General features: G+C 60.2%; 25 protein-coding genes, 1 tRNA gene and 2 pseudogenes. 14 read left to right on the forward strand and 14 right to left on the reverse strand.

The features are described from left to right. The 3 genes and pseudogenes from M5C96_RS19790 to M5C96_RS19800 form a co-directional block, all read left to right on the forward strand. A pseudogene (locus tag M5C96_RS19790) lies at nt 1-102 on the forward strand (IS5/IS1182 family transposase); the annotation flags it as partial. 67 nt (nt 103-169) lie between these two features. Further along, complete coding sequence (locus M5C96_RS19795) at nt 170-1,264, forward strand: IS630 family transposase (RefSeq protein ID WP_272563777.1); 1,095 nt, start codon at nt 170-172, stop codon at nt 1,262-1,264. Beyond that, a pseudogene (locus M5C96_RS19800) lies at nt 1,261-2,112 on the forward strand (IS5 family transposase); the annotation flags it as partial. The gene M5C96_RS19795 and the pseudogene M5C96_RS19800, both read left to right, overlap by 4 nt. On the opposite strand, the gene M5C96_RS19805 reads toward M5C96_RS19800, so the two are convergent. The 10 genes from M5C96_RS19805 to M5C96_RS19850 form a co-directional block, all read right to left on the reverse strand. Continuing rightward, nucleotides 2,063-2,383, reverse strand: coding sequence for a recombinase family protein (locus tag M5C96_RS19805; RefSeq protein WP_336297905.1), 321 nt, complete (start codon nt 2,381-2,383; stop codon nt 2,063-2,065). The pseudogene M5C96_RS19800 and the gene M5C96_RS19805 sit on opposite strands and share 50 nt — an antisense overlap. Nucleotides 2,384-2,708: 325 nt before the next feature. Continuing rightward, entirely contained in the window at nt 2,709-3,659 is a 951-nt protein-coding gene (locus tag M5C96_RS19810) for a zonular occludens toxin domain-containing protein (RefSeq protein ID WP_272564867.1), read from the reverse strand. Nucleotides 3,660-3,715: 56 nt separating this feature from the next. Continuing rightward, entirely contained in the window at nt 3,716-4,015 is a 300-nt protein-coding gene (locus tag M5C96_RS19815; RefSeq protein ID WP_272564868.1) for a DUF2523 domain-containing protein, read from the reverse strand. 2 nt (nt 4,016-4,017) lie between these two features. Further along, nucleotides 4,018-5,196: a virulence factor TspB C-terminal domain-related protein gene (locus tag M5C96_RS19820; RefSeq protein ID WP_272564869.1), complete on the reverse strand. Its 1,179-nt coding sequence runs from the start codon at nt 5,194-5,196 to the stop codon at nt 4,018-4,020. A gap of 243 nt (nt 5,197-5,439) precedes the next feature. Then, a complete protein-coding gene (locus M5C96_RS19825; protein ID WP_272564870.1) occupies nt 5,440-5,781 on the reverse strand; it encodes a hypothetical protein in 342 nt (113 codons plus the stop codon). A gap of 121 nt (nt 5,782-5,902) precedes the next feature. Beyond that, a complete protein-coding gene (locus tag M5C96_RS19830) occupies nt 5,903-6,196 on the reverse strand; it encodes a major capsid protein (RefSeq protein WP_272564871.1) in 294 nt (97 codons plus the stop codon). A gap of 419 nt (nt 6,197-6,615) precedes the next feature. After that, nucleotides 6,616-6,924, reverse strand: coding sequence for a hypothetical protein (locus tag M5C96_RS19835; RefSeq protein WP_272564872.1), 309 nt, complete (start codon nt 6,922-6,924; stop codon nt 6,616-6,618). A 30-nt stretch (nt 6,925-6,954) separates the two neighbouring features. Beyond that, nucleotides 6,955-8,064, reverse strand: a complete 1,110-nt coding sequence (locus tag M5C96_RS19840; protein WP_272564874.1) for a replication initiation factor domain-containing protein — start codon at nt 8,062-8,064, stop codon at nt 6,955-6,957. 607 nt (nt 8,065-8,671) lie between these two features. Beyond that, the gene (locus M5C96_RS19845; protein ID WP_272564875.1) at nt 8,672-8,887 is read right to left on the reverse strand and encodes a hypothetical protein; all 216 of its coding nucleotides are present in this window, start codon (nt 8,885-8,887) and stop codon (nt 8,672-8,674) included. 208 nt (nt 8,888-9,095) lie between these two features. Continuing rightward, nucleotides 9,096-9,488 carry a hypothetical protein gene (locus M5C96_RS19850; protein WP_272564876.1) on the reverse strand — a complete coding sequence of 131 codons (393 nt, stop codon included), beginning with the start codon at nt 9,486-9,488 and terminating at the stop codon, nt 9,096-9,098. Here M5C96_RS19850 and M5C96_RS19855 point away from each other — a divergent pair. Genes M5C96_RS19855 through rapZ form a run of 4 tightly spaced genes read left to right on the forward strand, consistent with a single transcriptional unit; the run spans nt 9,487 to nt 13,324 of the window. After that, entirely contained in the window at nt 9,487-9,876 is a 390-nt protein-coding gene (locus tag M5C96_RS19855) for a hypothetical protein (RefSeq protein ID WP_272564877.1), read from the forward strand. The two genes, M5C96_RS19850 and M5C96_RS19855, sit on opposite strands and share 2 nt — an antisense overlap. Before the next feature lie 15 nt (nt 9,877-9,891). Continuing rightward, nucleotides 9,892-10,788 carry an NAD kinase gene (locus M5C96_RS19860; protein ID WP_272564878.1) on the forward strand — a complete coding sequence of 299 codons (897 nt, stop codon included), beginning with the start codon at nt 9,892-9,894 and terminating at the stop codon, nt 10,786-10,788. Next, nucleotides 10,789-12,456 carry a DNA repair protein RecN gene (recN, locus tag M5C96_RS19865; protein ID WP_272564879.1) on the forward strand — a complete coding sequence of 556 codons (1,668 nt, stop codon included), beginning with the start codon at nt 10,789-10,791 and terminating at the stop codon, nt 12,454-12,456. Between the two features lie 4 nt (nt 12,457-12,460). Continuing rightward, nucleotides 12,461-13,324, forward strand: a complete 864-nt coding sequence (rapZ, locus tag M5C96_RS19870; protein WP_272564880.1) for an RNase adapter RapZ — start codon at nt 12,461-12,463, stop codon at nt 13,322-13,324. Between the two features lie 39 nt (nt 13,325-13,363). Here rapZ and mutY read toward each other — a convergent pair whose 3' ends face one another. The 3 genes from mutY to mutM all read right to left on the reverse strand — a co-directional run bounded on the left by mutY (nt 13,364) and on the right by mutM (nt 17,286). Continuing rightward, entirely contained in the window at nt 13,364-14,404 is a 1,041-nt protein-coding gene (gene mutY / locus M5C96_RS19875) for an A/G-specific adenine glycosylase (RefSeq protein WP_272564881.1), read from the reverse strand. Next, complete coding sequence (locus tag M5C96_RS19880) at nt 14,401-16,362, reverse strand: dynamin family protein (protein WP_272564882.1); 1,962 nt, start codon at nt 16,360-16,362, stop codon at nt 14,401-14,403. Before M5C96_RS19880 ends, mutY begins: the two co-directional genes overlap by 4 nt. Nucleotides 16,363-16,470: 108 nt before the next feature. Then, the gene (mutM, locus tag M5C96_RS19885) at nt 16,471-17,286 is read right to left on the reverse strand and encodes a bifunctional DNA-formamidopyrimidine glycosylase/DNA-(apurinic or apyrimidinic site) lyase (RefSeq protein WP_272564883.1); all 816 of its coding nucleotides are present in this window, start codon (nt 17,284-17,286) and stop codon (nt 16,471-16,473) included. A 29-nt stretch (nt 17,287-17,315) separates the two neighbouring features. Here mutM and M5C96_RS19890 point away from each other — a divergent pair, with 29 nt between their 5' ends. The 7 genes from M5C96_RS19890 to pth all read left to right on the forward strand — a co-directional run bounded on the left by M5C96_RS19890 (nt 17,316) and on the right by pth (nt 23,161). Further along, entirely contained in the window at nt 17,316-19,106 is a 1,791-nt protein-coding gene (locus M5C96_RS19890) for a tetratricopeptide repeat protein (protein WP_272564885.1), read from the forward strand. Further along, on the forward strand, nt 19,106-19,645 hold the full coding sequence (locus M5C96_RS19895) for a lipoprotein insertase outer membrane protein LolB (protein ID WP_272564886.1): 540 nt from the start codon (nt 19,106-19,108) through the stop codon (nt 19,643-19,645). The genes M5C96_RS19890 and M5C96_RS19895 overlap by 1 nt, the downstream gene beginning before the upstream one ends. A 5-nt stretch (nt 19,646-19,650) precedes the next feature. Continuing rightward, the gene (gene ispE / locus M5C96_RS19900; RefSeq protein ID WP_272564887.1) at nt 19,651-20,514 is read left to right on the forward strand and encodes a 4-(cytidine 5'-diphospho)-2-C-methyl-D-erythritol kinase; all 864 of its coding nucleotides are present in this window, start codon (nt 19,651-19,653) and stop codon (nt 20,512-20,514) included. A 24-nt stretch (nt 20,515-20,538) separates the two neighbouring features. Continuing rightward, nucleotides 20,539-20,615: transfer RNA gene (locus tag M5C96_RS19905), tRNA-Gln, on the forward strand. A 44-nt stretch (nt 20,616-20,659) separates the two neighbouring features. Next, a complete protein-coding gene (locus tag M5C96_RS19910) occupies nt 20,660-21,634 on the forward strand; it encodes a ribose-phosphate pyrophosphokinase (RefSeq protein ID WP_272548852.1) in 975 nt (324 codons plus the stop codon). A 147-nt stretch (nt 21,635-21,781) separates the two neighbouring features. Continuing rightward, complete coding sequence (locus tag M5C96_RS19915; protein ID WP_272564888.1) at nt 21,782-22,417, forward strand: 50S ribosomal protein L25/general stress protein Ctc; 636 nt, start codon at nt 21,782-21,784, stop codon at nt 22,415-22,417. Nucleotides 22,418-22,552: 135 nt separating this feature from the next. Continuing rightward, entirely contained in the window at nt 22,553-23,161 is a 609-nt protein-coding gene (gene pth / locus M5C96_RS19920; protein ID WP_272564889.1) for an aminoacyl-tRNA hydrolase, read from the forward strand. 60 nt (nt 23,162-23,221) lie between these two features. Here pth and M5C96_RS19925 read toward each other — a convergent pair whose 3' ends face one another. Continuing rightward, a complete protein-coding gene (locus M5C96_RS19925; protein ID WP_272564890.1) occupies nt 23,222-23,491 on the reverse strand; it encodes a YfhL family 4Fe-4S dicluster ferredoxin in 270 nt (89 codons plus the stop codon). Between the last annotated feature and the right edge of the window lie 97 nt (nt 23,492-23,588).

The raw sequence follows: 23,588 nt of genomic DNA on the forward strand, positions 1-23,588 counted from the left end.
GTGACAGAGACGAAGAACAGGCAGCGGAGCAAGTACCGCACGACGAACTGGAAGGCGTACAACGCGGCGCTGAAAGCGCGAGGCTCGTTGACGATGTGGCTAGTGTCCTGTCCCGTTAATTCGCAGGCACGATAGCTGCATGGTTTCGGGCCATCCTTGAGGTGCCGCCATGCCCAATGCAACGACCCGAACAGAAATTGCGCTTAGTGAAGTGGAGCGCGCGGAACTGACGTCCATGGCGCGATCACGTTCGCTGCCAGCGGCGTTGTCGCTCAGGGCGCGCATCGTGCTGACTTGCGAAGGCACAGATAAAGCCAGCACCGCGGTTGCGCAGGCTCTGGGGATCAGTCGTAGCACTGTCACCAAGTGGCGCGGGCGCTATGCGCGCCATCGCATTGCAGGGCTTTACGACGAGTTGCGCCCGGGTCGCCCCCGCACGGTAGATGACGAGCGTGTTGCTGAGTTGATTACCAAGACGTTGCACACCAAGCCTGCTGATGGGGGTACCCACTGGAGCACCCGCACGCTGGCCGCCGATACGGGCATCAGCAAGAGCACGGTGGCGCGCTATCTGCAGACCTTCAACCTCAAGCCGCACCGGGCCGACAGCTTCAAGCTGTCGACCGATCCGCTGTTCATCGAGAAGCTGCGCGACGTTGTGGGGCTGTACCTGAACCCACCTGACAACGCGCTGGTGCTGTGCGTGGACGAGAAGAGCCAATGCCAAGCTTTGGAGCGTACGCAGCCGATGCTGCCAATGGGGTTTGGCTATGTCGAAGGTGTCACGCACGACTACGTGCGCCACGGCACCACCACCTTGTTCGCGGCCCTGAACGTGATGAATGGCCAAGTGATCGCGCAGTGCCGGCCCCGGCATCGTCATCAAGAGTTCCTTGCCTTCCTGCGCGCCATCGACAAGGCAGTGCCCGACGAACTGGATGTGCACTGCATAGCTGATAACTACGCCAGCCACAAGCATCCAAAGGTGCGCGCTTGGTTGGCCGAGCGGCCTCGCTGGCACATGCACTTCGTTCCGACCTATTCAAGCTGGCTCAATCAGGTCGAGCGCTTCTTCTCGATCATCACCACGCGGGCAATCCGCCGTGGCTCGTTCACCAGCGTGAAGGATCTGATCAACAAGATCGACACATTCATCGCGAATTACAACCAGTCCTGCCAGCCGTTTACTTGGACAGCTACAGCAGACTCCATCCTCGAAAAACTCGCCAGACTATGCGGGCGAATTAACGGGACAGGACACTAGATGAGGGCATGCAGTGGTTTGGCACGCCGACCGGCAGGCGTGGACGCAGCCGAACCTTCTCGGACGCAGCAATCCAGTTCTGCCTGAGCATCAAGTGCCTGTTCGGCCAGCCCTTGCGACAGGCGCTGGGCATGGTGCAGAGCCTGCTGCGGCTGGCAAAGCTGGACTGGCCGGTACCTGACTTCAGCACTGTTTGCCGGCGCCAAAAGACCTTGCAGGTCGAACTGAGCTACCAGCGAACCAACTCGCCGCTGCAGTTGCTGGTGGACAGCACCGGCATCAAGTTCCTGGGCGAAGGAGAGTGGAAACGCAAGAAGCATGGTGCTGAATACCGGCGCGAATGGCGCAAGGTCCATCTGGGCATCGACGCGCAGACGCTGGAAATACGCGCCATCGAGGTGACCAGCAACGCCATTGGGGATGCGCCGATGTTGCCCGGGTTGCTGGCTCAGATTCCCACTGACGAATCCATCGAAAGCGTCAGTGCCGATGGCGCCTACGACACGCGCGCCTGCCTGGACGCCATTGCCGAGCGGCACGCGATGGCGGTGATCCCGCCCCGCAAGAACGCCAGCCATTGGAAGAAGTCGAGTCCGGGCTCGGCGCATCGTAATGAGGCCATTCGGGCGTGCCAGCGCCTGGGTCGCGGCATTTGGAAGAAGTGGAGCGGCTACCACCGGCGCAGCCTTGTGGAGACGAAGATGCACTGCTTCAAGCGACTGGGCGAACGGGTGATCGCGCGCACGTTCGACCGCCAGGTTGTGGAGCTGCATGTCCGCGTGGCCTTGCTCAATCGGTTCAGTCAGATCGGCCGTCCTCACACCGTGTCGGTGACTGCTGTGGCATAGGTCCGTCTGGGGTTGGGGTCATGCCGTCTGCAATTCGATTTGTGCAACAGCGCCTAGCCAACCGATCCAGCTTGTACACCACAAGCACATCACCGCTAGCGAGAGACTGCAAACACCTGTCCCACACAGGCCGCACTTTCACAGCACTCGCCTGTTCTTCAAAGAGCACCTGAACACCAGCAGCGGCGAGCGCATCAAGCTGCAGCCTAGTCTCCTGATCCTTTGTTGACACGCGCGCATACCCAACCAACCTACCCCGCTGCTGCTGCATCAATCCTCCTTTTTTGCGTATCCGGGAACGAAACGATTTATCTTTGCGGCAATAGCTGGGATGCGGTCCAAAGAAAAACGGCCCCAAAAGGGCCGCCACAAACTCTTCGACTCAGCGACCAATCCACCATCGCAAGCCATAACCGACCACGACGGCCACAGCCGCCACAAGAGGGACAAAATGCCGACGCCACCAAGGCACAGACACGACGCGCCTAGCCAAGCGATTAGCCTCCTTATGAGACTCAATACGCTTGAGGTGATCGCGGTAATAGTCCCTGTCCTGAAAACCCATAGATACCTCCCTTTTGAAAGCCAAAAGGATATCAAGACGGCGACGCCGGCTGCACCTCTTTGGGGTCACGGTCCTGACGCGGCTTGTCGACGCCATCAGCCAACACGTATGGGTTGAACGGCCTGTCTATACGCCACTGGTTACACGCGTCACTACTAACATCAAGCAATCGAGCAGCGCCCGAATAGCACTTGCACACGCCATCGATGCACATGGCGCCAGTTATGACCGGCATCACCACGACCTTTCGCAAGTGGTCATATGCAGGGGCAGTCCAAGGCCTGTCAGACAGGCGCGGCATAAAGTCGACGCGCTCATCAGGTACCGGCTGCACCTGAGCAACAGCCACACCAACTGACTGCGCCTGAGGCACCACTGCAGCCGGACCAGCAGCGGCGACCACAGGAGCAAGCGCAGGCGGATTTACCTTGGCCGAAATGGAGCCATATACGCGCCAAGTCATGACGACTACGCCGACAAGCGCAAGCACCGCCACAGCCAGCATCCAAGGGACAGAACGAATCGGCTTGATGTGCACGGACGCGCTTTTGTACTGCCCGAAAACATGCTTGGGCAATCGGTAGCGCTTTTTGATTGGGGCGTTTTTCCAAGCGGTACGGCAATTGTCCGCACACTCAGGCCATTCATACCACCAGCGGCCAAGGATGCCCAACTCACGGAGGTGGACATGACGCCCTACCAGGGCACGCACGTTGGCATCAATTAGATTCGGGCCTTGCGTGATGATGTAGAAATCGAGCCCACGGTGCCGATGGGTTTCCAGCTTGGCAACGTGTTCGGGCACCTTGACACCAGGACCCCGAGGACGCCACACCCGCTGGACCTCATCAATGACGATGACAGCGCCATCAGGCACCAGCTCATGCCACCGCTCAGGCTCAGCAAGCTCCTCATGCTCAATCTTGAGGTCAGGGATGCCGTTCACAAAAAGCTGCCGCCCCTTGGCAACGTCAGCGAGCATGGAAACCAGAGCAGCGGACTTTCCAGTCCCAGGGGCACCAGTGATAAGAGTGAGCATCAGCCACCCCCGGCGTTGCCGCCAGTCGTCTGCAGAGCAAAGCGCTTCATCGCCATCCAGGCGAGGCCAGACACAATGCCACCACTGGTGATAGCCATGGCATCGAAAAAGCCGCACATGGCAATGAGCTGAAGCACCTCTCCGCCGAATCCAGCCATGGCCGCTTTGGCGGCATTCATGGCCGTCGAGACCGCCGTGCTGGCACCCTCATAGGTGGTATAGCCAAAACCGAGCGCGACCATGACGCGCGAGACGATGGGCCAGGATATTTTCGCAAGCCATTCAGCAATGCCTTCCATGGTCAATCCTTCCGGGACAAGCCCAAAAACGACAGCACTGCCGCCAAGTAAGCAAAGCCGACAATGAGCGGGCGCACCCCGCTAGCGAAATCGCAGAACAAGTCCCATCGGAATTCAAGGTCCATCCCCATCGCGGACAGATGCCGAGGCGCTGGACACGACCCATTGGACGGGCCAAAACCCTCCTCCCTTTCCAACTTGAGCGGGACGACATTGGCCGGCAGAGGCTTGGCCTCAATCTCTCCGAGCTTTTGGCAAGCCACAATGTCCGGATGCTTTTCACACAGGCTCTGCTGATCCTCTGGCTTGGGCTGATCGCCGGGATTGGGCTCAGCATTTGGATCGTCGTCAGGAGACGCCAAAGGCCGGTCTACAGGTTGTATATCCACCCTCCATGGATCGTCAGGAGTGGGCGCAGGGACAACCCGAAAACCCGGCTGAATCCAAGGCTGGTTACCAGGACCAGGAGCGGCCGACGGGTCATACTTTGGGTTTGGAATAGGGCTACCGGTAGGGATAAACAACGGGCTTGGCTTGCCGTCCTGGCCAGGATTAATGACCGGCTTTTCAACGGGCAACGGGGTATTGGCTGGCAACTCGCCAGGGACGCTAGAAGGCAAGGGCCAATCAGCGGGGACGTTCGGCCATCCAACTTGATTGGCGGGATTGAGCACCCTGCGAGCGAACTCCTCAGAGGTCTCAACCGTCTCAGTGCGAGACCCCTTCACGACACAGCCTTCGTCAGTAGCCTCAGACCCTGCAGGGCATGGCTTCTGGACACGCTCAATGATGTTGTATACCGAGGCGCCACCAAACACATAACCAGGCGGATTGCCTAGATACTCATACGGGAACGAAAAGCCGCCACGACACGCTGGCACGCTGGCCCCATAAAACACGACAGTGGCGCCACGAGGCGCCTGCCCATTGAGGAACCAAGTGCACGCAGCCTCAGGACTATCAAAACTTTTCTCAACACCGGCCAACCGATATTCCCAGCGCACAATGACCTGATCCTCATCGACGCGCTGCTTCCACTTCTGGTCAGAGTCATCCCAAAACATCTTGGCCGTGTACAGCAAAGAGGCGATACCGACCCCGAGCCGCACATATGGGTTGAAAAAAATCGCAGCAGCGATGACACGAGGCGCAGAGGCAGACAGCCTCAATGCAGTCGGCACGGATGCAGTCCTACCTGCAGTAGTCAAGGTAGCAGCAGGACGAGCGGTGAGCCGCTCAAAATCCGTCATTGTCTTGGCCGAGTACGTAGCACCAGCACCAGTGCCTGCAGTCCACCCAGGGGGAGGAGTCAACTGTGAATAAGCGGCATTAGCACCAGCACCGCAGCACAGAAAGACAGCGGCTACCAGCGCACGCATACGATCCAAGCCATGCCGAGCACTGCGGCAAAAGCAGCCCAAAAATCAGGCGTTGTCATTTGTTTCCTCCCCCCTTAGAGCCCGCGCCAAGAACATGACCGAATAGGTTGCGATCCAGGCAGCAGCGACCATCCAGCCCATGACCAAACCATCCTGCAACTGCAAGAAGCCGCAAGGCTGAGCGGTGTACGTTGAGACAATTTGGATAGGCGTGCCACCCGCCACGGGCTGCAGCCGATAAGTGATCGACGCATCAGCGACACCACCTATGTCCATGACATAGGCAGTGCCACCGTGCGAGACCACAGCGCCAACCTGCGCAGACGCAGAGGCTTCCGCCGCCTGCTTGGAGGTCGGATAGCAAGCAGTGCCGACTTGAAAAGCCATCACAGCCCCCTGCGCATGAACCGATGGCAAAAAAGCCAAACGCGCGCCGACAACACCAGCGCTGACACGGCCATCGCGTTGTAGCCCATGCCCGCCAGCACTGGCGTAATCAGCGCGAGCATTACAGCCCCTTGCGCAGGAACTTGACGGCGAAGACGGCGATGATTGCGACCAGCACAATGCCGGCGATTTCGATGCCGTCCAGCTTCATGCCGGTCAACGCCGTTTTGCTGTCGGCGGGGATTTCCGCCAGGGCAGAACCAGCAGACAGGACCAGGGCCGCACCAGCAGCAGCAGCCTTCGCGCCAACCTTGGCGCCGAACTTGCGGGCAACGCCCAGAGTGTTTTCGTACATGTGATTTCCTTGATTTCCAACGCTGCGAAATTGCAGCCGGATACGCAGCACGCTGCGCATCGAGCTATCAATTTCTGACCCTTGTGTTTAGTTTTACTAAACAGTCGGGACAAAAAAAGAGACCGGGAACGAATCGAGATTTACATTCGGCGGTACTCCCGCCACTGCAACAGGATCAAGCCGCCCACAATGCCGGCCATGCATCCAGACACCGCGAGCAAGCACACCATGAACAAGTAGTCATACACGGCTATGCCCGGTCAATCTCATAGGTTCGAAACACCACCGCCTCACCTGCACAGTGGTCCTGCACCGCATCGACCGCAGCCTCAGGGGTCGAAAACGGCGTGGCGTTGACAATGAGCGGAGTGCTATCGACACCACCCTCACCGTCAGCACGCAAAAAGGTGTAGTCATCCGTTGACTGCACGTAGTACCGTGGGACTATTTGCATACGTCACCGGGAACGAAATGGGGTTTTACTGGCCCTTGCCGGTGGCAACAGCCTTCGGCGTGAGCTTGTGCATGACAGTTTTCATGGTCTTGCCATTGGTGACCATTTCCATATCGGCTTCGGCCGAAAAAGGAAACGGCAGATGCTTGAACGCATCGAATTCAGCAGCAGTGCCGAGGGTGAATTCAGCAGCGCTCATGCCCTTGGCAGTGCCCTTGCTGGCATCCAGATCGATCAAGGCATAGACCTTCGTGGAGTCGTAGCCGTTGCCGTTTTCCAGCGTGCCTTTGCTGGCCTTCATGCCGACGACGTGCAGGTTTTGGGTGAACTTCATTTTGTGTTTCCTTGGATACTTCCGGCGTTGTCAAAGACCCGCTGCGGCCGGTTCGCAGGGATTCGTATTGAATGCATTCGTGAACTTTTTGAGGGCTTGCTCGATACCGTGAGCCATCGTGGTGGAATCCAAGCCACGCAGGCCACGAGGCACCCGGCGGTGCTGCTGATCGACCACCATGGCCACCAGCCAATCTTCGTTTGGCATGACCTTGGAAATCTGCACGAGCGTGGGAGCAACGACGCGTTGCACCCAGTTCACGACGCGCTGCGCACTGGCCTCAGCCACCTTCGTAGCCGTTGAAATCTTCGTGGCGGTCTCGCGGTTGCAGAGCATTTGCATCGCGGGGTAGGCACCGGCGAAATACTCAGCAGCGTTGACCAGGGTCTCCCAGGGGATGACACGATTGACGTTCCGCAACTCGGCTTCGGCACGCAGCCAACGGCTTTCCATCATTGCGTACTGGTGGCCCTTTTCGTAGAACCGAGCGAGCTTGCCGCTTTCGCGTTTGCCCACCTGGAAGGTGCGCGAATGCCCATGCATGGGCATGCCGTCAGCATCGACACCGAGACTCCAGCACCCGTGGGTGGTGTACTTCGGCTTGCGATTGCGGTAGCTGAATTCATGGTGCTTATAGAGGTGCACGACCTCATCAATCACCAGCTCGCCTTCGAAGAAATCCTTGGCCAAATCCACCCGCGTGATCGTGGGATGAATCTCTGCGAAGTAGTCATGCACCCGCTTTTCCCAGCCAGGACGAGCCATGGTGCAACCCTCACCCTTGAGGGTGAAGCAGATAGTTCCACGCTGGCTTTCGCCGCCTGCACTGACGCTTGCCACTTCGTGGCCATTCTCATTGTCGATAGTCGTCGTGAATTCGTAGTAGTCCCGGCCAGGGCGATCCAGGCCAACGGTGTAGCCGAGCAACTGAGCAAAAACGTGGGCGTACCAACGGGCCAAATTCTGGTCATCGGAATCCTTCGGAATCCGTTTCGTGTCCGGGATCAATTCGCGTTTGAGCGTGAACCGCAGGTAGTCCAACACGATGCCGCTTTGAGCCTTGGCATCCAGCTGGCGACGCTGGCAAAGCACCTTCAAACGACCACCTTCCAAAACCAACTTTTCATCAGATACCGTCATGCCCACTCTCCCGAAACTTTGTTTACTCCCGTGTTACTCGGGGGGGTATCAATGCGTGCGGCGCCCTTGCCCGCGCTGCGCCTGCGTGCTGCGGGCGCCGCAACGCCGGAAACGCCATGAAGACCACAGCAGGACACCGCAGCTTCAGAAGCAGGGCGAATCCCTGCGAGACCGGGCTCTATGGCTGCGCCACCAAGCCCCTGCGGGTCTTGGCCCATTCGGGTAACGATCCCCTTCGCGGGAGCGCGCAGGTCCGGGACGATGGCATCGGGCACGGGTGGCACGCAGGTTGACATGGGGTTTGGCACCCCATACCCCACCCCCACCGAGCCCCCTTCGGGGGACGCGCTATCCGCGCTTCGGCGGGGCCCCGGTTTGTCTCCAGCAAGGGGGGCGGCCAGGGCGGAGGGGGACTCAAGGTACTCGGCGTACCGATCGAGCGCCCACAGCACACCGGACAGGCCCAGGACGATGCCCAGGCCACACGATGCAGCGATATCCAGCAGGTACTGGGGCCAGTCGCGGCGGAACGCCTCACGCCGCTCCAGGCGGTCAGCAGCCCACGCTGCGCGGATTTCCGCGATGCGCTGAGGATCAATACCGGGCCTCATGGCAGCAGCCCCTGCATGGCTTCCAACCGCAGGACATGCAAGCGGGCTTTTTCAGCCTGCGCACCACTGCGCAAGTACGCGCCGACCACGGCCGCACATTGCTTGTAGTCAGCAGCCCTTCGGGGACTGCCCTCGCAGATGGATTTCGGGACCGGGGCCGTAATGGCACGCCGGCAACGGTATTCAAGGTCGCGCTTGGCTTCGGGACTCATGGCAAGACCCGCCCACATGGAAGCCGCACCAAAACATCCCGACCATCGGCAAACTCGACTCGCTGATACTCCCCAGCCCCTTCCCAAAGCAAAGGACGCAACCAAAAATCATCACGCTGATGACCATCGCTCAAAATGCACCACAACGGATGGGCCTCAGCCCGACCTTGCGCAATAGCCTCACAAGCCTCATCAAATGCCACGGTAGTCATTGCAGCGCTCCGTTTTTGCGTGAGCCGTACAGACCGACCTGCTTCCAATTGCGATTCGTTTCTGCGAAACGCACCATGGACTGCAGCAACTCATTGACAGAGCAATCGAGGTATTCAGCGGTTTCGCGGAGCTTGGAGACAATTTCGGGCTTGTCCGTGAAATCGATACGGGCCTTTTCGGCGCGATATGCGGCCTTACGGGCCGCTGCGTCAGCGTGCTTTGCTGGGCGACCCTTGCGCTTTTCGTTCCCGGTGGAACATTGGGTGCCACCCTCGCGGCCAACCTGAGCTACCAGGGCTGCGGATGCATCCGCACAGACCAGAGGGTGGCAATCGTTCGCCGCATCGCACACGGCCAATTCCGGGAAATTCAACTGCAAGGCTGGCATGGGTAGCTCCATGGGTGTTAAATTACAGATACCGGAAACAGTATCCGAATACGCATTCCGTATCTGTAATGTAACACAAATAACCAATTCCGTATTGGTAATTTTGTATCAAGGAGTAACCATGTATGCCGACTTAATCAGCAATCTCACGACTGCCGACAGAAAGGCGCTAGCCGACAGAGGGGTACCCAACGCGAGAGTGTCTGAATGGAGGACAGGATTACGCCTGCCGACAAGACCTCAAGCGCTAGCCCTCGCAGAGGTTACAAATATTGACCCAATGGAACTGGAAAAAGAGCTAGTGCTCATCGAAGCAGAAAAAGAAGCAGCAACGAAGCCCACGATGCGAGAGCTAATAGACAGGCTTCGAAAGCACACATTGCTTTAATGATCTAATTTCCCAATGAAGCTCAGGTTCACACGGGTCGCACTCTTCGGCAAGTACCAGCCGCTCACTTCCAGCGTTATTTCTGACAGTTCGCGCAATGCCGTACAAGAGGTTGCCCAGTTCCTCAGAAATGAAGGCTGTGAACCCATTCTGGATCAGGAAACGGCGAACAACACCGGCATTTCTGACTACCCTGCGATGCAGGTGGAACAGATCGGCAAGGAGTGCGATCTGGGGATGGTGATTGGTGGAGACGGCACGATGCTGGGCATCGGCAGGCAATTGGCCCCCTACAAAATCCCGCTGATCGGCATCAATCAGGGACGACTGGGCTTCATTACCGATATCCCTTTGGGCGAGCATGCTTCAGCACTGAGGCCGATGCTCCATGGCGAGTACGAAGAAGACGCCAGACCCCTCATGCATGCCTGCGTGATGCGTCAGGACGAATGCGTATTTGAAGCACTGGCACTCAACGACGTCGTCGTCAATCGTGGCTCCACTTCCGGCATGGTCGAATTGCGGGTGGAAGTGGGCGGGCATTTCGTCTCGAACCAAAGGGCAGACGGGCTGATCATCGCTTCGCCCACTGGGTCCACAGCCTATGCGCTCTCCGCGGGAGGCCCGATGCTGCACCCTGCAATTCCTGGTTGGGTGATGGTCCCCATCGCACCCCATACGCTGTCCAATCGACCCATCGTGCTGCCGGATTCGACGGACATTGCAGTGGAAGTCGTAGGGGGCCGAGACGTCAGCGCCAATTTCGACATGCAGTCGCTGGCATCGCTACAGCATGGCGATCGGATCGTGGTTCGGCGGTCGGAGCACTGCGTGCGCTTCTTGCACCCTCGAGGCTGGAACTACTTTGCTACTTTGCGCAAAAAATTGCGCTGGAATGAAGGGGGCTCATAGATGGCGCTCAAACGGATCGCATTGCGCGATTTCGTCATCGTGGATGTCCTGGACCTGGATCTTCACAAAGGATTTACGGTTCTGACCGGAGAAACGGGTGCAGGCAAATCCATCCTGATCGATGCCTTGCAAATGCTGCTCGGCGGCCGCGCCGACGCCGGGGTGATTCGCGAGGGAACCGAGCGCACGGACATCTGCGCTGAATTCGATTGCCCACCCAGTTTGTCTGCATGGCTTGATGAAGCAGGCATCCCGCAGGAGGAAAGCCTGCTGCTTCGCCGAACCATTGATCGGCAAGGAAAAAGCCGTGCGTGGATGAACGGCGTTCCAGCAACCGCCACCCAAATGCGGACCCTGGGGGCGCATCTCCTCGATATCCATGGCCAGCACGCATGGCAGAGCTTGACGCGCCAGGAGGCCGTTCGCAGTCTGTTGGATGCCTATGGCGGCATCAGCACCGCGGCGCTGGAACCGCTTTGGACTCGCTGGCGTGACGACCGCAAAGCGGTAGCACAAGCAGAAGCGGCCAGACATACCCTGCAACAGGAGCGGGAACGACTGCAGTGGCAGATCAGTGAAGTCGAAAAGCTGGGCCCGGCATCCAGCGAGTGGGAAGAACTCAACACCCAGCACAGCCGCCTTTCTCACGCCCAAGCCTTGCTGGACAGCGCGCAAACGGCCTTGTCCGCGCTGGAGGATGAAGAATCCGGTGCACAGACTCAATTGAGCCGCGCCTGCCATCTGCTGCAGGAGCAGCAAACCCTCGATACCGAATTCAAGGCGATGGGAGAGGTTCTTCAATCGTGCATGGACCAGGCGGCCGATGTGGCCCACTCCTTGCAAAGCTATCTCCGGCACACGGAACTCGATCCCGAGCGCCTTGAACAGTTGGATTCACGCCTGTCGCTGTGGATTTCGCTGTCACGCAAATACAAGCGGACGCCATCGGAACTGCCGACACTGCTGGAGGGATGGAAAGCGGAGCTCTCCAAACTGAAGACGGCAGCAGACCTGGAAGCACTCAATGCGGCCGAACAGGCCAGTGGCAAAGCCTATCGCAAGGCGGCGCAGGCTGTGTCCCGGCAGCGGACGACCGCAGCGCCACGGCTTGCCCAATCGATCACTCAAGCCATGCAGGGCCTGGGCATGGTGGGCGGGCGGTTTGAGGTGCTTTTGGAACTGACACCGGAACCGGGCATTCAAGGCCTCGACAGTGTTTCTTTTCTGGTCGCAGGGCATCCCGGTGCCACGCCCCGACCCGTTGGCAAAGTCGCTTCGGGAGGAGAGCTGTCTCGCATCTCGTTAGCCATTTCCGTGACTACAAGCCAGTTGGGCGAGGCCCCTACCCTGATTTTTGACGAGGTGGACTCAGGCGTTGGAGGCTCCGTCGCCGAGACGGTGGGACGGCTGATGCAGCAGTTGGGCCGCGATCGCCAGGTGCTGGCCGTTACCCATCTTCCGCAGGTGGCGGCCTGTGCGGATCACCATCTGATCGTGGCAAAAACCAGTCAGGATCAGCATACCACCAGCCAGGTGGCCGTGGCGAAGGGAGAAAAACGCGTGATCGAAATGGCTCGGATGTTAGGAGGGGAACGCCAGTCGAAGGCGACCATGGCGCACGCACGCGAAATGCTCAGCAGCAACCAACCCGCACAGATCAAGGCATGACGAAATGACGCTAGAGGTCGTATTGATCACAGGCATGGCGGGTTCCGGCAAATCCGTTGCCTTGCATGCCTTGGAAGACGCAGGCTACTACTGCGTAGACAACCTGCCACCCGAGCTGTTGGCCGCCTTCGTCGCGCTGGAGCATCAGCACCATGGCAACCGGATTGCCATCGCAATGGATGTTCGCAGCGCCACCGCATTACCGCTGGTTCCGCAGGAATTGAAACGCCTGCGCGGCGAGGGCGTGGTTGTCCATTCGCTGTTTCTGGATGCCACCACCGACACATTGATCCGGCGATTTTCGGAAACGCGCCGGCGCCATCCCCTCTCCAGAGACGAATGGACGGAAGGCCAACGCGCGTTGCTGCAAACCATCGAACTGGAACGTGAACTGCTGGCCGAGCTGCGTGAGCAGTCTCATGTCATCGATACAAGCGCCATTCGAGCAGCGCAATTGCAGGGCTACGTCAAAAGCCTGATGCCCGCCTTGCCCGGGCAACTGACGCTGGTCTTCCAATCGTTTGCGTTCAAACGCGGTGTGCCTGTCGATGCGGATTACGTCTTCGACGTGCGCATGCTGCCCAATCCCCACTATGAGCCCGCGTTAAAGGCATTGACAGGCAAAGACCAGCCTGTCATCGACTATTTGCAGCACCAAGCTGATGTGAAACTGATGCAGGAGCACATCGCGCAGTTCCTTTCGCACTGGCTGGAGCCTTTGGCGCAGAATCACCGAAGCTACGTGACGGTGGCCATTGGCTGCACGGGCGGACAACACCGCTCGGTTTATTTGGTAGAGCGCCTGGCGGCGCACTTCAGCCAGCGTTGGACCACCCTGCGGCGGCATCGTGAGCTGGACGGCCTGTGACTTTCACGTCTCGCCACAAAGTGGCGAGACGTGGAAAAATCAGGACAGATCCAGCAGCAATTTCCGGATGGGCGTTGGCATACCCAAGCGGTCCCAATCGGAAGCACCGAACCAGGCACCGTCCACTGGAAGGCCCCATTCCGCTTGCCACGGGATTCGCACGGGATGCAGGTGCAGATCCCGATGGGTCAGGACATGAACAAAGCCCTCCAAATCCTGAAGCGGCGCAGGCCGTGATGCCAATGCTGCTTGCAGTGCTGCGCGTTCCTCAAACACCGGCAGGCAGTGCAGACCCGCCCAAATGCCGCTGGAGGGACGCTGCTGGAGCAAGACACGCCCATTTCCGTCCTGCAGAAGCATCAGCCACCACGACTCCGCACGACGCGACAATTTGCGGGTCCGCACGGGATAGCGTTCGGGGTCTCCGTCGCGGCGGGCTTTGCACTGCCGGTTCAAAGGGCAGACCATGCAGGTCGGTTTCTTTGGCGTGCACACCGTCGCCCCGAGATCCATCAGACCCTGGGTATAGCGCGGCATCGCATGCTGCAGATCACTGACTGGCAGCAAGGCACAGGCCTGATCCCAAAGAAGACGTTCATTCTTGGCGATTGCCAAATCGGCCGTGAAGCCAAGCACTCGCGTCAGCACCCGGCGAACATTTGCATCCAATATGGGAACACGCTCGGAAAAACAGAAGGCCGTGACCGCACCAGCCGTCGATCGGCCGATTCCCGGCAACTGTGCCAATACCTCGGCGGTCCGGGGAAACTCGCCTCCGTGCAAATCCACGACTTGCTGAGCACAACGGTGCAGATTGCGGGCGCGACTGTAGTAGCCCAAACCGCTCCACAAGGCGAGCACCTCGCCCTCCGTTGCCGCAGCCAGCGACTGCACATCTGGAAATCGCGCCAGAAAGCGTTCGTAATAGCCCAAGACGGTGACGACCTGGGTTTGCTGCAGCATGATTTCAGACAGCCACACCCGATAAGGATCGCGTGTTTGTTGCCAAGGCAAATGGTTGCGGCCATGCACCGCCTGCCACCGAACCACATCGGTGGCGATTTCCGGGGTGTCGCTCATGCCAGAGCAGTTTGCGGGCTGACCTGGGGCGGCTCGGCGCGTGGGACGGCTGCGAGTTGCTCCGTCATCTCATTCAAGCGCGTTTCCATTTGCCCCAACTCCTGCTCGGCCATTTCAATCTCTGCAATGCGCTCCACCAAACCGCTTGCTGCGTGCTGAATGCGGTCTACCGCTTCGATGCGACGTGCAAAGCTCCGTTTGCGCTCTCTCAATTGGGCATCCAGTTGCGCTGTTGCGGATTTGCTCCAGAGCTCCAGATCGTTGGCGACCGACTCAAACACCGTACGAAGCCGCATGCCGAGCGCACGGACCAATCGCTGCGCGAACTCAGGCTGCGCCAGTTTGAGGGCATTGCCCACGCCCAGGTACTGCAAATGCCGCTGCTCAATTTGCGCGATTTCCTGCAGGAAGGGCTCCAGTTGCGGAGTCGGAGGCACTTGGAGTGAAAAGCCGAAGTCCGTGTTGAGCTGTCGGAATGTACCGCCCAACATGGCATGGATTTCAGTGCCCGAAGATTGCGCCTTGTCCACGATGGCCTGCAGCCGCTGGAAGGTCTCTGCGTAGATTTTGCGCACGCCCAGCTTCAGTCCCTTTTGCTGCAATGCGTCTGTGAGCAGCGCCAGTTCGGCCTTCAGCGAGCGGGCTCCGAGCTCATGGAAGATATCGCGCAGCAATTTGAGATGGACCGCGCGCACCGCCTGAATCTTCGCGGTGCTCATCTCGAACTCCCGCTGCTCCTGCTCGATCCGAGTGCGCATGGAATCGATGACGGAAGCATTCTTTCCGCGCAAACTCCGCAATTCCAGCATCTGGTCATCGAGATCGCGCCGGCGGATGTTGATCACGCGGGAGGTTTCCGAACGCAGGCCGGCAATGCCCGCTGCCACGGCAGAGCGGAGAATGGACTGGCGCTTGCCCATCACCCCTTGTGCCAGCGCTTCTTCCAAAAGAGGCAAGCCGCTGCGCTCCAGCAACAGGTCATCGCACTGGATTTTGGCGATCAACCCTTTCTGGGCTGACACCAGCATGACGTGCTCTTGCGAGATACCCAGCATCTCGGCAGAGGTCAGGCGCTGGCGCTCCAGTTGTTCTTGAACCTGCTCAGGCGAGTTCAGGGTGTCCCACAGTGTGTCGATCTTGTTGAGGACCACCAAGCGGGCATCCGCATTTTCAGATGGGGCTGCCAGATGTTCCCGCCAGATCGACAGGTCGGACCGCGTGACCCCGGTGTCCGCGCCCAGGATGAAGACCACCGCATGTGCCTGCGGAATGAGATTGATGGTGAGCTCGGGCTCCGCACCCACCGCATTCAGCCCGGGCGTATCCAGAATGACCAGGCCCTGCTTGAGCAGCGGATGGGGAATATTGATGAGGGCATGGCGCCACATCGGAACTTCCACCAAGCCGCTGGCGTCCGGCACCGGGTTTTCTTCCGGCAGGTCGTCGTGCCAGAAGCCCAGCGCTCGCGCCTCATCCAAGGTGACGCGCCGGACCTCGGCCACCTTTTCGAGCGAGCGGGCCATCTGTCCCGCATCATTGACATCCAAGGGAATCTGCACCCAGCGTTCGAGTTTCAGGCGCCACTCGGCCAGTCCCTGCACCTGCAGCCGGGTGTCGATGGGAAGCAGGCGCAGGCTCACAGGCACGCCGGGGTCGTAGCCCAATTCCGTCGGGCACATCGTCGTTCGTCCCGCGCTGGCGGGCATGATCCGGCGGCCATAGTCGGCAAAGAAGATGGCGTTGATCAGTTCGGACTTGCCCCGGGAAAACTCCGCGACGAAAGCCACCATGACTTTGTCGCTGCGCACTTGACCCTCCAGTCGCTGGAGCTTCTCGCCAACGGCCGCATCCATGAGGGAATGCGACGCCATCCAGTCGGCCAACTGCTTCAGTTGAAGTGCGAATGCCCGACGCCACGCGCCGTGCTGGTCGAACTGTTCGTTAAAAGAGGGTCCCACTTTGCTCCCGAGTGTCGCTGCGCCCGCACGTGCAGGAGCCTTCGCAAAATATAGCACCCCACGAACTTCTTGAAAGCTCGAAACGGCGTGGTGCCACCCCTCTTAACCCTATGCCTTCTGGCAACGGATGCAATAGTAGGTGCTGCGCTGGCCTTGCCGGATCATTCGCACCGGAGACCCACAGGCCCGGCACGCCTCGTTGTGCCGTCCATAGACATGCGCCTCCAGCTGGAAATGGCCCTCACTGCCGTCCGCGCTGGCAAAGTCCCGCAGCGTGCTGCCGCCGCGCTCCACCGCGCGCGCCAGCACCTCGCGAATGGCTGCGTGCAGGCGGCGAACCCGCTCCAAGCCGATGGTCGATGACTTCACGGTCGGGCGGATACCCGCCAGGAACAGCACTTCCGATGCGTAGATGTTTCCGACACCCACCACCACTTTGCCACTGAGCAAGACCTGCTTCACAGGCGCCCGGCTCGCACGCAAACCAGCAAAGAGACCGTCGACGGTGAACAGCTCGGAAAGGGGTTCCACCCCCAGTGAGCCCAACAGCTTCTTCGCTTCTTCGGCGCCCTCGTCTTGCGCCCAAACCACTGCGCCGAATCTTCGAGGATCCCGCAGGCGCAGGGTCCCCAAAGTCGTTTCCATTTCAAAATGGTCGTGTGGACCACGCGCTTCCAGCGATTGCCCCAGACGAAGGCTCCCTGACATGCCGAGATGGATCAGGAGAAGCCCTCCGTCCAGGTCCAGGAGCAAATACTTGCCCCGGCGCCGCACTGCCGTGATGGTGCGGCCAATCAACCCCTCGGGCGGGCAACCGAGTGGCCATCTCAATGGTTTGCCCACCGTGACCGACTGGATTACCGCGCCGAAAATCCCCTTCGCGATGCTGAGTCGCGTTACTTCCACTTCCGGCAACTCAGGCATGCCTGCACGCTCCACAAAGACGTTGAACCATGGATTATTATGGGTTGATGGCGCAATCACATCGACTCTGGACCATCACCCTGGCATGCGCCATGGTGACGGGAACTCTTTCTGCACAGGCGCAAAATTCGCCGGCACCGACATCGCAAGCCGGGCTTCGAGCGTCTCAGGAGTCTTCCAGCGATGCAGCCGCAGCGCTCGATGCAGAATTGTTCTATGAAATCCTGCTCGGGGAGATCAGCACCACGGGGGGGGATCCCGGCACCGGTTATTCGCTCATGCTCGAAGCGGCCCGCCGCAGTGGCGATGGCCAGCTTTATCGACGGGCCGTCGAGATTGCCCTGCAATCGCGCTCGGCCGAATATGCGCTGGCGGCAGCGAAGGCGTGGAAAAGCGCACAGCCTCATTCGCGCGAGGCCAACCGGTACGTGTTGCAGATCCTCATTGCGCTCAATCGCATCGAGGAGACGTCCGACCTGCTCAAACAGGAATTGGATCAATCGCGTGCGAATGACAGGGCGATGACGCTCCAGGCCATTCCTCAGTTGTACGGACGGGCCAGCGACAAGGCCATGGCCGCCAAGGTCGTCGAGCAGGCGCTGGCAGATCAGCTCAGCAACCCGGCATCCGGCCCGTCCGCATGGATCACCATCGGCCGAATGCGCCTGGCCGCGGGCGACAAGAAGGGTGGGCTGGAAGCCGCACGCCAGGCCCAGACCATGGATGCGCCCGCCGAAGGCGTCGCCTTGCTGGCGCTGCAACTGCTGGAAGCCGGCGAGACAGAGGCCGAGCCATTGGTTGCCCGCTATCTGGCCGGGACACCCAAGCCGGAAATCCGCATGGTGTACGTTCGCACCCTGCTGGACTCACAACGCTATGCGGAAGCCTCCAAGCAGGCGGATCTGCTGACCCAGAGCACGCCGGACATGGCAGAAGCCTGGCTGGTCAAAGCCAGCCTGCATTTGCAGGCCAACCGCCTCGATGAGGCGTATGCGTCCCTGACGCAGTTTCAGAAACTCCTCGAGGCACTGCCTGCGAGCGATCCGCGCCGCAGCGCGATGACGCAGGCATTCCTGCTGCAAGCCCAGATCGCAGAAAAGCGGGGCAACCTGGCGGAAGCGGAGGCTTGGCTGGGCCGGGTCGAGAACTCCGCAGAACTGCTGACGGTGCAAAGCCGCAGGGCATCCCTATTGGCTCGCCAGGGCAAGTTGCCCGAAGCCCTTGCGCTCATTCGCGCGCTGCCCGCGAAGACGCCCCAGGAAGAGCGAATGAAATTGCTCGCCGAGGTCCAGCTGCTGCGCGATGCACAGAAATACCGGGAAGCCTATGAAGCCCAAGCCAAGGCCGTTGCCTTGGCTCCGCAAGACAACGAACTCGTCTATGACCAAGCCATGCTGGCCGAAAAAGCGGGCTTGCTGGACGAGATGGAAAAGCTGCTGCGGCAGATCATTGCCCGCCAGCCCGACTACCACCATGCCCACAACGCGCTGGGATACTCATTCGCAGAGCGCGACATCCGGCTGCCGGAAGCCAAACAGCTGATTGCCAAGGCGCTGGAATACGCGCCCGGCGACCCGTTCATCATGGACAGTCTCGGCTGGGTCGAGTTTCGGCTCGGCAATCGAAAAGAAGCCGCGCGCTTGCTCGGCGATGCATTCAAGGCGCAGCCCGATCCGGAAATCGCAGCCCATCTCGGAGAGGTATTGTGGTCGCTCGGAGAGCGCGATCGCGCGACATCTGTCTGGAAAGAAGGCCTGCGGCTGAACAAGGACAACGATACCCTGCGCCAGACTTTGAAGCGCCTGGGGGCCAACCCTTGATGCGGCATGCCGCAATCGGTGTTCGCCGCGCAGATGCCAAAAGCGCCTGGCCTGCCTGGAGCACCTGGCTGGCAACGGTGGCCTTCTTGCTCCTCACGGGTTGTGCGCAGCACGCTCGTTTGGCCACGCAGGATGCAGCGCCCAGCGATGCATGGAGCGGCCGGCTCTCGCTGCAAGTGGACGATCCCGCCGCACAACCGTTGAACGCTGCATTCGAATTGCGAGGCGCCCCCGAACAAGGGGAACTGACGCTTCTCAACCCCTTCGGCAATGTGATTGCCAAGCTGGCTTGGTCGCCCGGACTGGCCACACTGACCAACGGATCGGAAACGCGACGATCCGACTCGCTGGACGCGCTGGTCCTGCAACTGACAGGCAGCACGGTGCCAGTTTCCGCCTTGTTCGGCTGGCTCAAACGCGAACCCATCGCGGTCGATGGCTGGGAGGCAGAACTCGACGGCATGGACCGTGGCAGGCTCGTCGCTCACCGTCGCAGCCCCTTGCCCCACGCCACACTGCGCATTGCCCTGGACCGCTGACACCCATGCGGTCTTTGCACGATGTGCCGGCGCCGGCCAAGCTCAATCTCTTTCTGCACATTAACGGGCGACGCGCCGACGGCTACCACCTGCTGCAATCGGTGTTCATGCTGATCGATTGGTGCGACACGCTCCATTTCGAACTGCGCGAGGACGGCGGGATCACCAGGGAGGACCTGTCGGAGGCGCTGCCCCCACAAGACCTTTGCGTGCGCGCAGCCTCGGCCTTGCAGCTTGCCACCGGATGCACGCTGGGAGCACACATCGGCATTGAAAAGCGAGTTCCAGCGCAGGCGGGGATGGGGGGTGGTTCGTCCGATGCGGCCTCGACCCTGCTGGCCCTCAACCGATTGTGGAACCTGCAACTGACGCGTGGGGAACTGGAGCGCATCGGGCTGTCGCTGGGCGCCGACGTGCCATTTTTTTTACGCGGCCATAACGCTTGGGTGGAAGGAATTGGTGAGACAATACGCCCGCTTGAGAAAGCGCATGCACTGCCAAGAACACAATTCCTGGTGGTCAAACCAGAAGCGGGATTGGATACGAAATCGATTTTTTCGCACCCTTCCTTAAAACGCGATTCTGGCTGTGCTACAATCTTAGGCTTTGCTGCAGCACACTACCAATTTGGAAGTAATGATCTGCAGCCGGTTGCTCAGGCACTGTGCCCCGAGATCGGTCAAGCCCTTCAGTGGCTGGAGTCGAAAGGGTTGCAAGGCCGAATGACTGGCTCGGGAAGTGCAGTGTTTGCGCAAATGCCACAGGCAGTGAACTTGCAAGACGCGCCCGGCGCGTGGCAAGTGAAGGCATGTGAAAATCTGATGATTCATCCTCTGGCAGGATGGGCCTCGGATCAGGATTTCGGTTGATTACTTTCAGTGATCGACCTGTGTAGGGGAGTCGCCAAGCTGGTTAAGGCACCGGATTTTGATTCCGGCATGCGAAGGTTCGAATCCTTCTTCCCCTGCCAAATACTTTCGCACACGGGCTTTTTTTTAGACTGCTGGGTCGCTCATGCAAGCCAATCACCCCGACTTCATGGTTTTCACCGGCAACGCCAATCCTGGGATGGCGGCGGACATTGCCCGGCACCTCGGCACCACGCTGGGTGCAGTGGACGTGGGCCGTTTCTCCGACGGCGAAGTCACTGTCGAAATCAAGCAGAACGTCCGTGCTCGCGATGTGTTCGTCGTGCAGTCGACCTGCGCGCCGACCAACGAAAACCTCATGGAACTGCTGATCATGGTCGATGCGCTCAAGCGCGCTTCGGCCGAACGCATCAGCGCGGTGATTCCCTACTTCGGCTATGCCCGCCAGGACCGCCGTCCGCGCTCCAGCCGCGTGCCGATCTCCGCCAAGGTGGTGGCCAACATGCTGCAGGCCGTGGGCGTGGCCCGCGTGCTGACGATGGACCTGCATGCAGACCAGATCCAGGGCTTCTTCGACATCCCCGTGGACAACATCTACGCATCGCCCGTGCTGCTGGGCGACCTGCGCCAGAAACAATACGACGACCTGATCGTCGTGTCGCCCGATGTGGGCGGCGTGGTGCGCGCACGGGCCCTGGCCAAGCAGTTGAACTGCGATCTGGCCATCATCGACAAGCGCCGCCCGAAGGCCAACGTATCGGAAGTGATGCATGTGATCGGCGAGATCGACGGCCGCAACTGCGTGATCATGGACGACATGATCGACACCGCCGGCACACTCGTGAAGGCCGCCGAAGTGCTCAAGGAGCGTGGCGCCAAGAAGGTGTACGCCTACTGCACGCACCCCATTTTCTCGGGCCCGGCCATCGAGCGCATCGCCAAGGGCTCCGCACTCGACGAAGTGGTCGTGACCAACACCATCCCCTTGAGCGAAGCCGCCAAGGGATGCACCAAGATTCGCCAACTCTCCGTGGCACCGCTGATCGCAGAAACGATCCAGCGCATCGCCAAGGGAGAGTCGGTGATGAGTCTGTTCTCGGACCAGGACAACCTCTTCTGATGACGTCCGCCCTCGGGGCGGAAGGGATGGCAAACCTCCTGCGGGAGGTTTGTTCGTTCGGGAACACAAGCAGGTCCGCTGCCAGGTGGCACGGGTCTTTTTCAACAGGGCCGAGCTGGTCGCGGCCGGCCCTCACAGGAGCTAACCATGAACTTCGTCGCTTTTGAGCGCGCCAAGCAAGGTACGGGTGCGAGCCGCCGTCTGCGCAACACGGGCAAGACGCCCGGCATCGTCTACGGCGGTGCCGCCGAGCCCCAACTGATCGAGATCGACCACAACGCGCTGTGGCACGCCCTCAAGAAGGAAGCCTTCCACTCCAGCGTGCTGGACATGGAAGTGGCCGGCACCACCTCCAAGGTGCTGCTGCGTGACGTGCAATACCACCCCTACAAGCAACTCGTGCTGCACATCGACTTCCAGCGCGTGGATGCCAAGACCAAGCTGCACATGAAGGTGCCACTGCACTACAGCGGCGCTGAAGAATCCGACGCCGTGAAGGTGGACAAGTGCCTGGTCAACCCCGTCGTGAACGAACTCGACGTGTCGTGCATGCCTTCGGACCTGCCCGAATTCATCGCCGTGGACCTGACCAAGCTGAAGAAGGGTGCATCGCTGCACCTGAAGGACATCAAGCTGCCCCGCGGCGTGAGCGCCGTGATCCGTGGCGGCCAGAACAACCCCGTTCTGGTGTCCGTGACCAACCCCGTGGTCGAAGTGGAAGCACCTGCTGCCGACGCAGCACCTGCCGCCGACGCCAAGGGCGGCAAGGGCAAGAAGAAGTAATCTTCTCCCCAACTGTCGCCGTCCCGGCGGCAGGCGGAGGGCAACCTCCTGGCGGGCCGCTCCGGCGGCACCGCTCCGAACGGCCCACCTGCGTGGGCCGTTTTTCTTGGGCACACACGGATAATCGCGGACACCATGATCAAACTGTTTGTGGGCCTGGGCAACCCAGGGCCCGACTACGACGCCACCCGCCACAACGCCGGATTCTGGTGGATCGATGCACTGGCCCGCGAACTGAAAACCACGCTGGTGCCGGACCGCAACTACTACGGCCTTGTCGCCCGCACGAATGTGCATGGGCAAAGCGTCTGGCTGCTGGAGCCCCAGACCTTCATGAATCTCTCGGGCAAGTCGGTGGCGGCGCTGGCGCGGTTCTTCAAGATCCAGCCCGACGAAATCCTGGTGGCGCACGATGAACTCGACATCGCCCCGGGCCATGTGAAGCTCAAGCGCGGCGGCAGCCATGCCGGCCACAACGGACTGCGCGACATCCATGCGCAATTGGGATCGGCGGATTACTGGCGCCTGCGCATCGGGATCGGGCACCCGGGCATCAAGGCGGAAGTGGCGAACTGGGTGCTCAAGAAGCCATCGCCCGACCAGCACACCCTGATCGAAGACAGCATTGCCCATTCGTTGAAGGCGCACCCGGCGATGCTGGCGGGAGATATGGAAAAGGCCACGCTGCTGGTGCACACGACCAAGCCCCCGCGCCCCAAGCCGCCGCGGCCGGACGGCGTTTAACTGCTATTTTGAGAGCTGCCCGCGCAATACCTTCTTGCGTGGGAGACGGAACCGCTTGGATCAGGACGCCGCGCCCTGGGCCGCCGCGGCTTGCAGGCGCTCGTACTTCTGGAACAGGGTTTCGCGGCTTTCCACATGCTGCGGGCTGACCGGAATGCAGGCCACAGGGCAGATCTGCACGCACTGCGGCTCATCGAAATGGCCCACGCACTCGGTGCATTTGGCCGGGTCGATTTCATAGATGGCTTCGCCCAGGTAGATGGCCTGGTTGGGGCACTCGGGCTCGCACACGTCGCAGTTGATGCACTCGTCGGTGATCATCAAAGCCATGGCGATCTCCTGGCACAGGCCTGGGGCGCGCGAAAGGCCGGAAGGGCACGGAGGGCGGACGTCATGCCGGGATTATCCCCGCCCCGGCAAGTCCCTG

Origin of the sequence: Acidovorax sp. GBBC 1281, from assembly GCF_028473645.1 — a bacterium.
Lineage (GTDB): Bacteria > Pseudomonadota > Gammaproteobacteria > Burkholderiales > Burkholderiaceae_C > Paracidovorax.

Coding starts and splice junctions, on each gene's coding strand:
- M5C96_RS19860 (WP_272564878.1), top strand. CDS start 9,892: ATGAAGCTCAGGTTCACACGGGTCGCACTCTTCGGCAAGTACCAGCCG.
- M5C96_RS19830 (WP_272564871.1), bottom strand. CDS start 6,196: ATGCGCAGCGTGCTGCGTATCCGGCTGCAATTTCGCAGCGTTGGAAAT.
- pth (WP_272564889.1), top strand. CDS start 22,553: ATGATCAAACTGTTTGTGGGCCTGGGCAACCCAGGGCCCGACTACGAC.
- M5C96_RS19910 (WP_272548852.1), top strand. CDS start 20,660: ATGCAAGCCAATCACCCCGACTTCATGGTTTTCACCGGCAACGCCAAT.
- M5C96_RS19795 (WP_272563777.1), top strand. CDS start 170: ATGCCCAATGCAACGACCCGAACAGAAATTGCGCTTAGTGAAGTGGAG.
- M5C96_RS19815 (WP_272564868.1), bottom strand. CDS start 4,015: ATGGAAGGCATTGCTGAATGGCTTGCGAAAATATCCTGGCCCATCGTC.
- M5C96_RS19855 (WP_272564877.1), top strand. CDS start 9,487: ATGGGTAGCTCCATGGGTGTTAAATTACAGATACCGGAAACAGTATCC.
- mutY (WP_272564881.1), bottom strand. CDS start 14,404: ATGAGCGACACCCCGGAAATCGCCACCGATGTGGTTCGGTGGCAGGCG.
- M5C96_RS19835 (WP_272564872.1), bottom strand. CDS start 6,924: ATGAAGTTCACCCAAAACCTGCACGTCGTCGGCATGAAGGCCAGCAAA.
- M5C96_RS19895 (WP_272564886.1), top strand. CDS start 19,106: ATGCGGCATGCCGCAATCGGTGTTCGCCGCGCAGATGCCAAAAGCGCC.
- recN (WP_272564879.1), top strand. CDS start 10,789: ATGGCGCTCAAACGGATCGCATTGCGCGATTTCGTCATCGTGGATGTC.
- M5C96_RS19845 (WP_272564875.1), bottom strand. CDS start 8,887: ATGAGTCCCGAAGCCAAGCGCGACCTTGAATACCGTTGCCGGCGTGCC.
- M5C96_RS19840 (WP_272564874.1), bottom strand. CDS start 8,064: ATGACGGTATCTGATGAAAAGTTGGTTTTGGAAGGTGGTCGTTTGAAG.
- M5C96_RS19805 (WP_336297905.1), bottom strand. CDS start 2,383: ATGCAGCAGCAGCGGGGTAGGTTGGTTGGGTATGCGCGCGTGTCAACA.
- M5C96_RS19825 (WP_272564870.1), bottom strand. CDS start 5,781: ATGGCTTTTCAAGTCGGCACTGCTTGCTATCCGACCTCCAAGCAGGCG.
- rapZ (WP_272564880.1), top strand. CDS start 12,461: ATGACGCTAGAGGTCGTATTGATCACAGGCATGGCGGGTTCCGGCAAA.
- M5C96_RS19810 (WP_272564867.1), bottom strand. CDS start 3,659: ATGCTCGCTGACGTTGCCAAGGGGCGGCAGCTTTTTGTGAACGGCATC.
- M5C96_RS19890 (WP_272564885.1), top strand. CDS start 17,316: ATGGATTATTATGGGTTGATGGCGCAATCACATCGACTCTGGACCATC.
- mutM (WP_272564883.1), bottom strand. CDS start 17,286: ATGCCTGAGTTGCCGGAAGTGGAAGTAACGCGACTCAGCATCGCGAAG.
- M5C96_RS19915 (WP_272564888.1), top strand. CDS start 21,782: ATGAACTTCGTCGCTTTTGAGCGCGCCAAGCAAGGTACGGGTGCGAGC.
- M5C96_RS19850 (WP_272564876.1), bottom strand. CDS start 9,488: ATGCCAGCCTTGCAGTTGAATTTCCCGGAATTGGCCGTGTGCGATGCG.
- ispE (WP_272564887.1), top strand. CDS start 19,651: ATGCGGTCTTTGCACGATGTGCCGGCGCCGGCCAAGCTCAATCTCTTT.
- M5C96_RS19925 (WP_272564890.1), bottom strand. CDS start 23,491: ATGGCTTTGATGATCACCGACGAGTGCATCAACTGCGACGTGTGCGAG.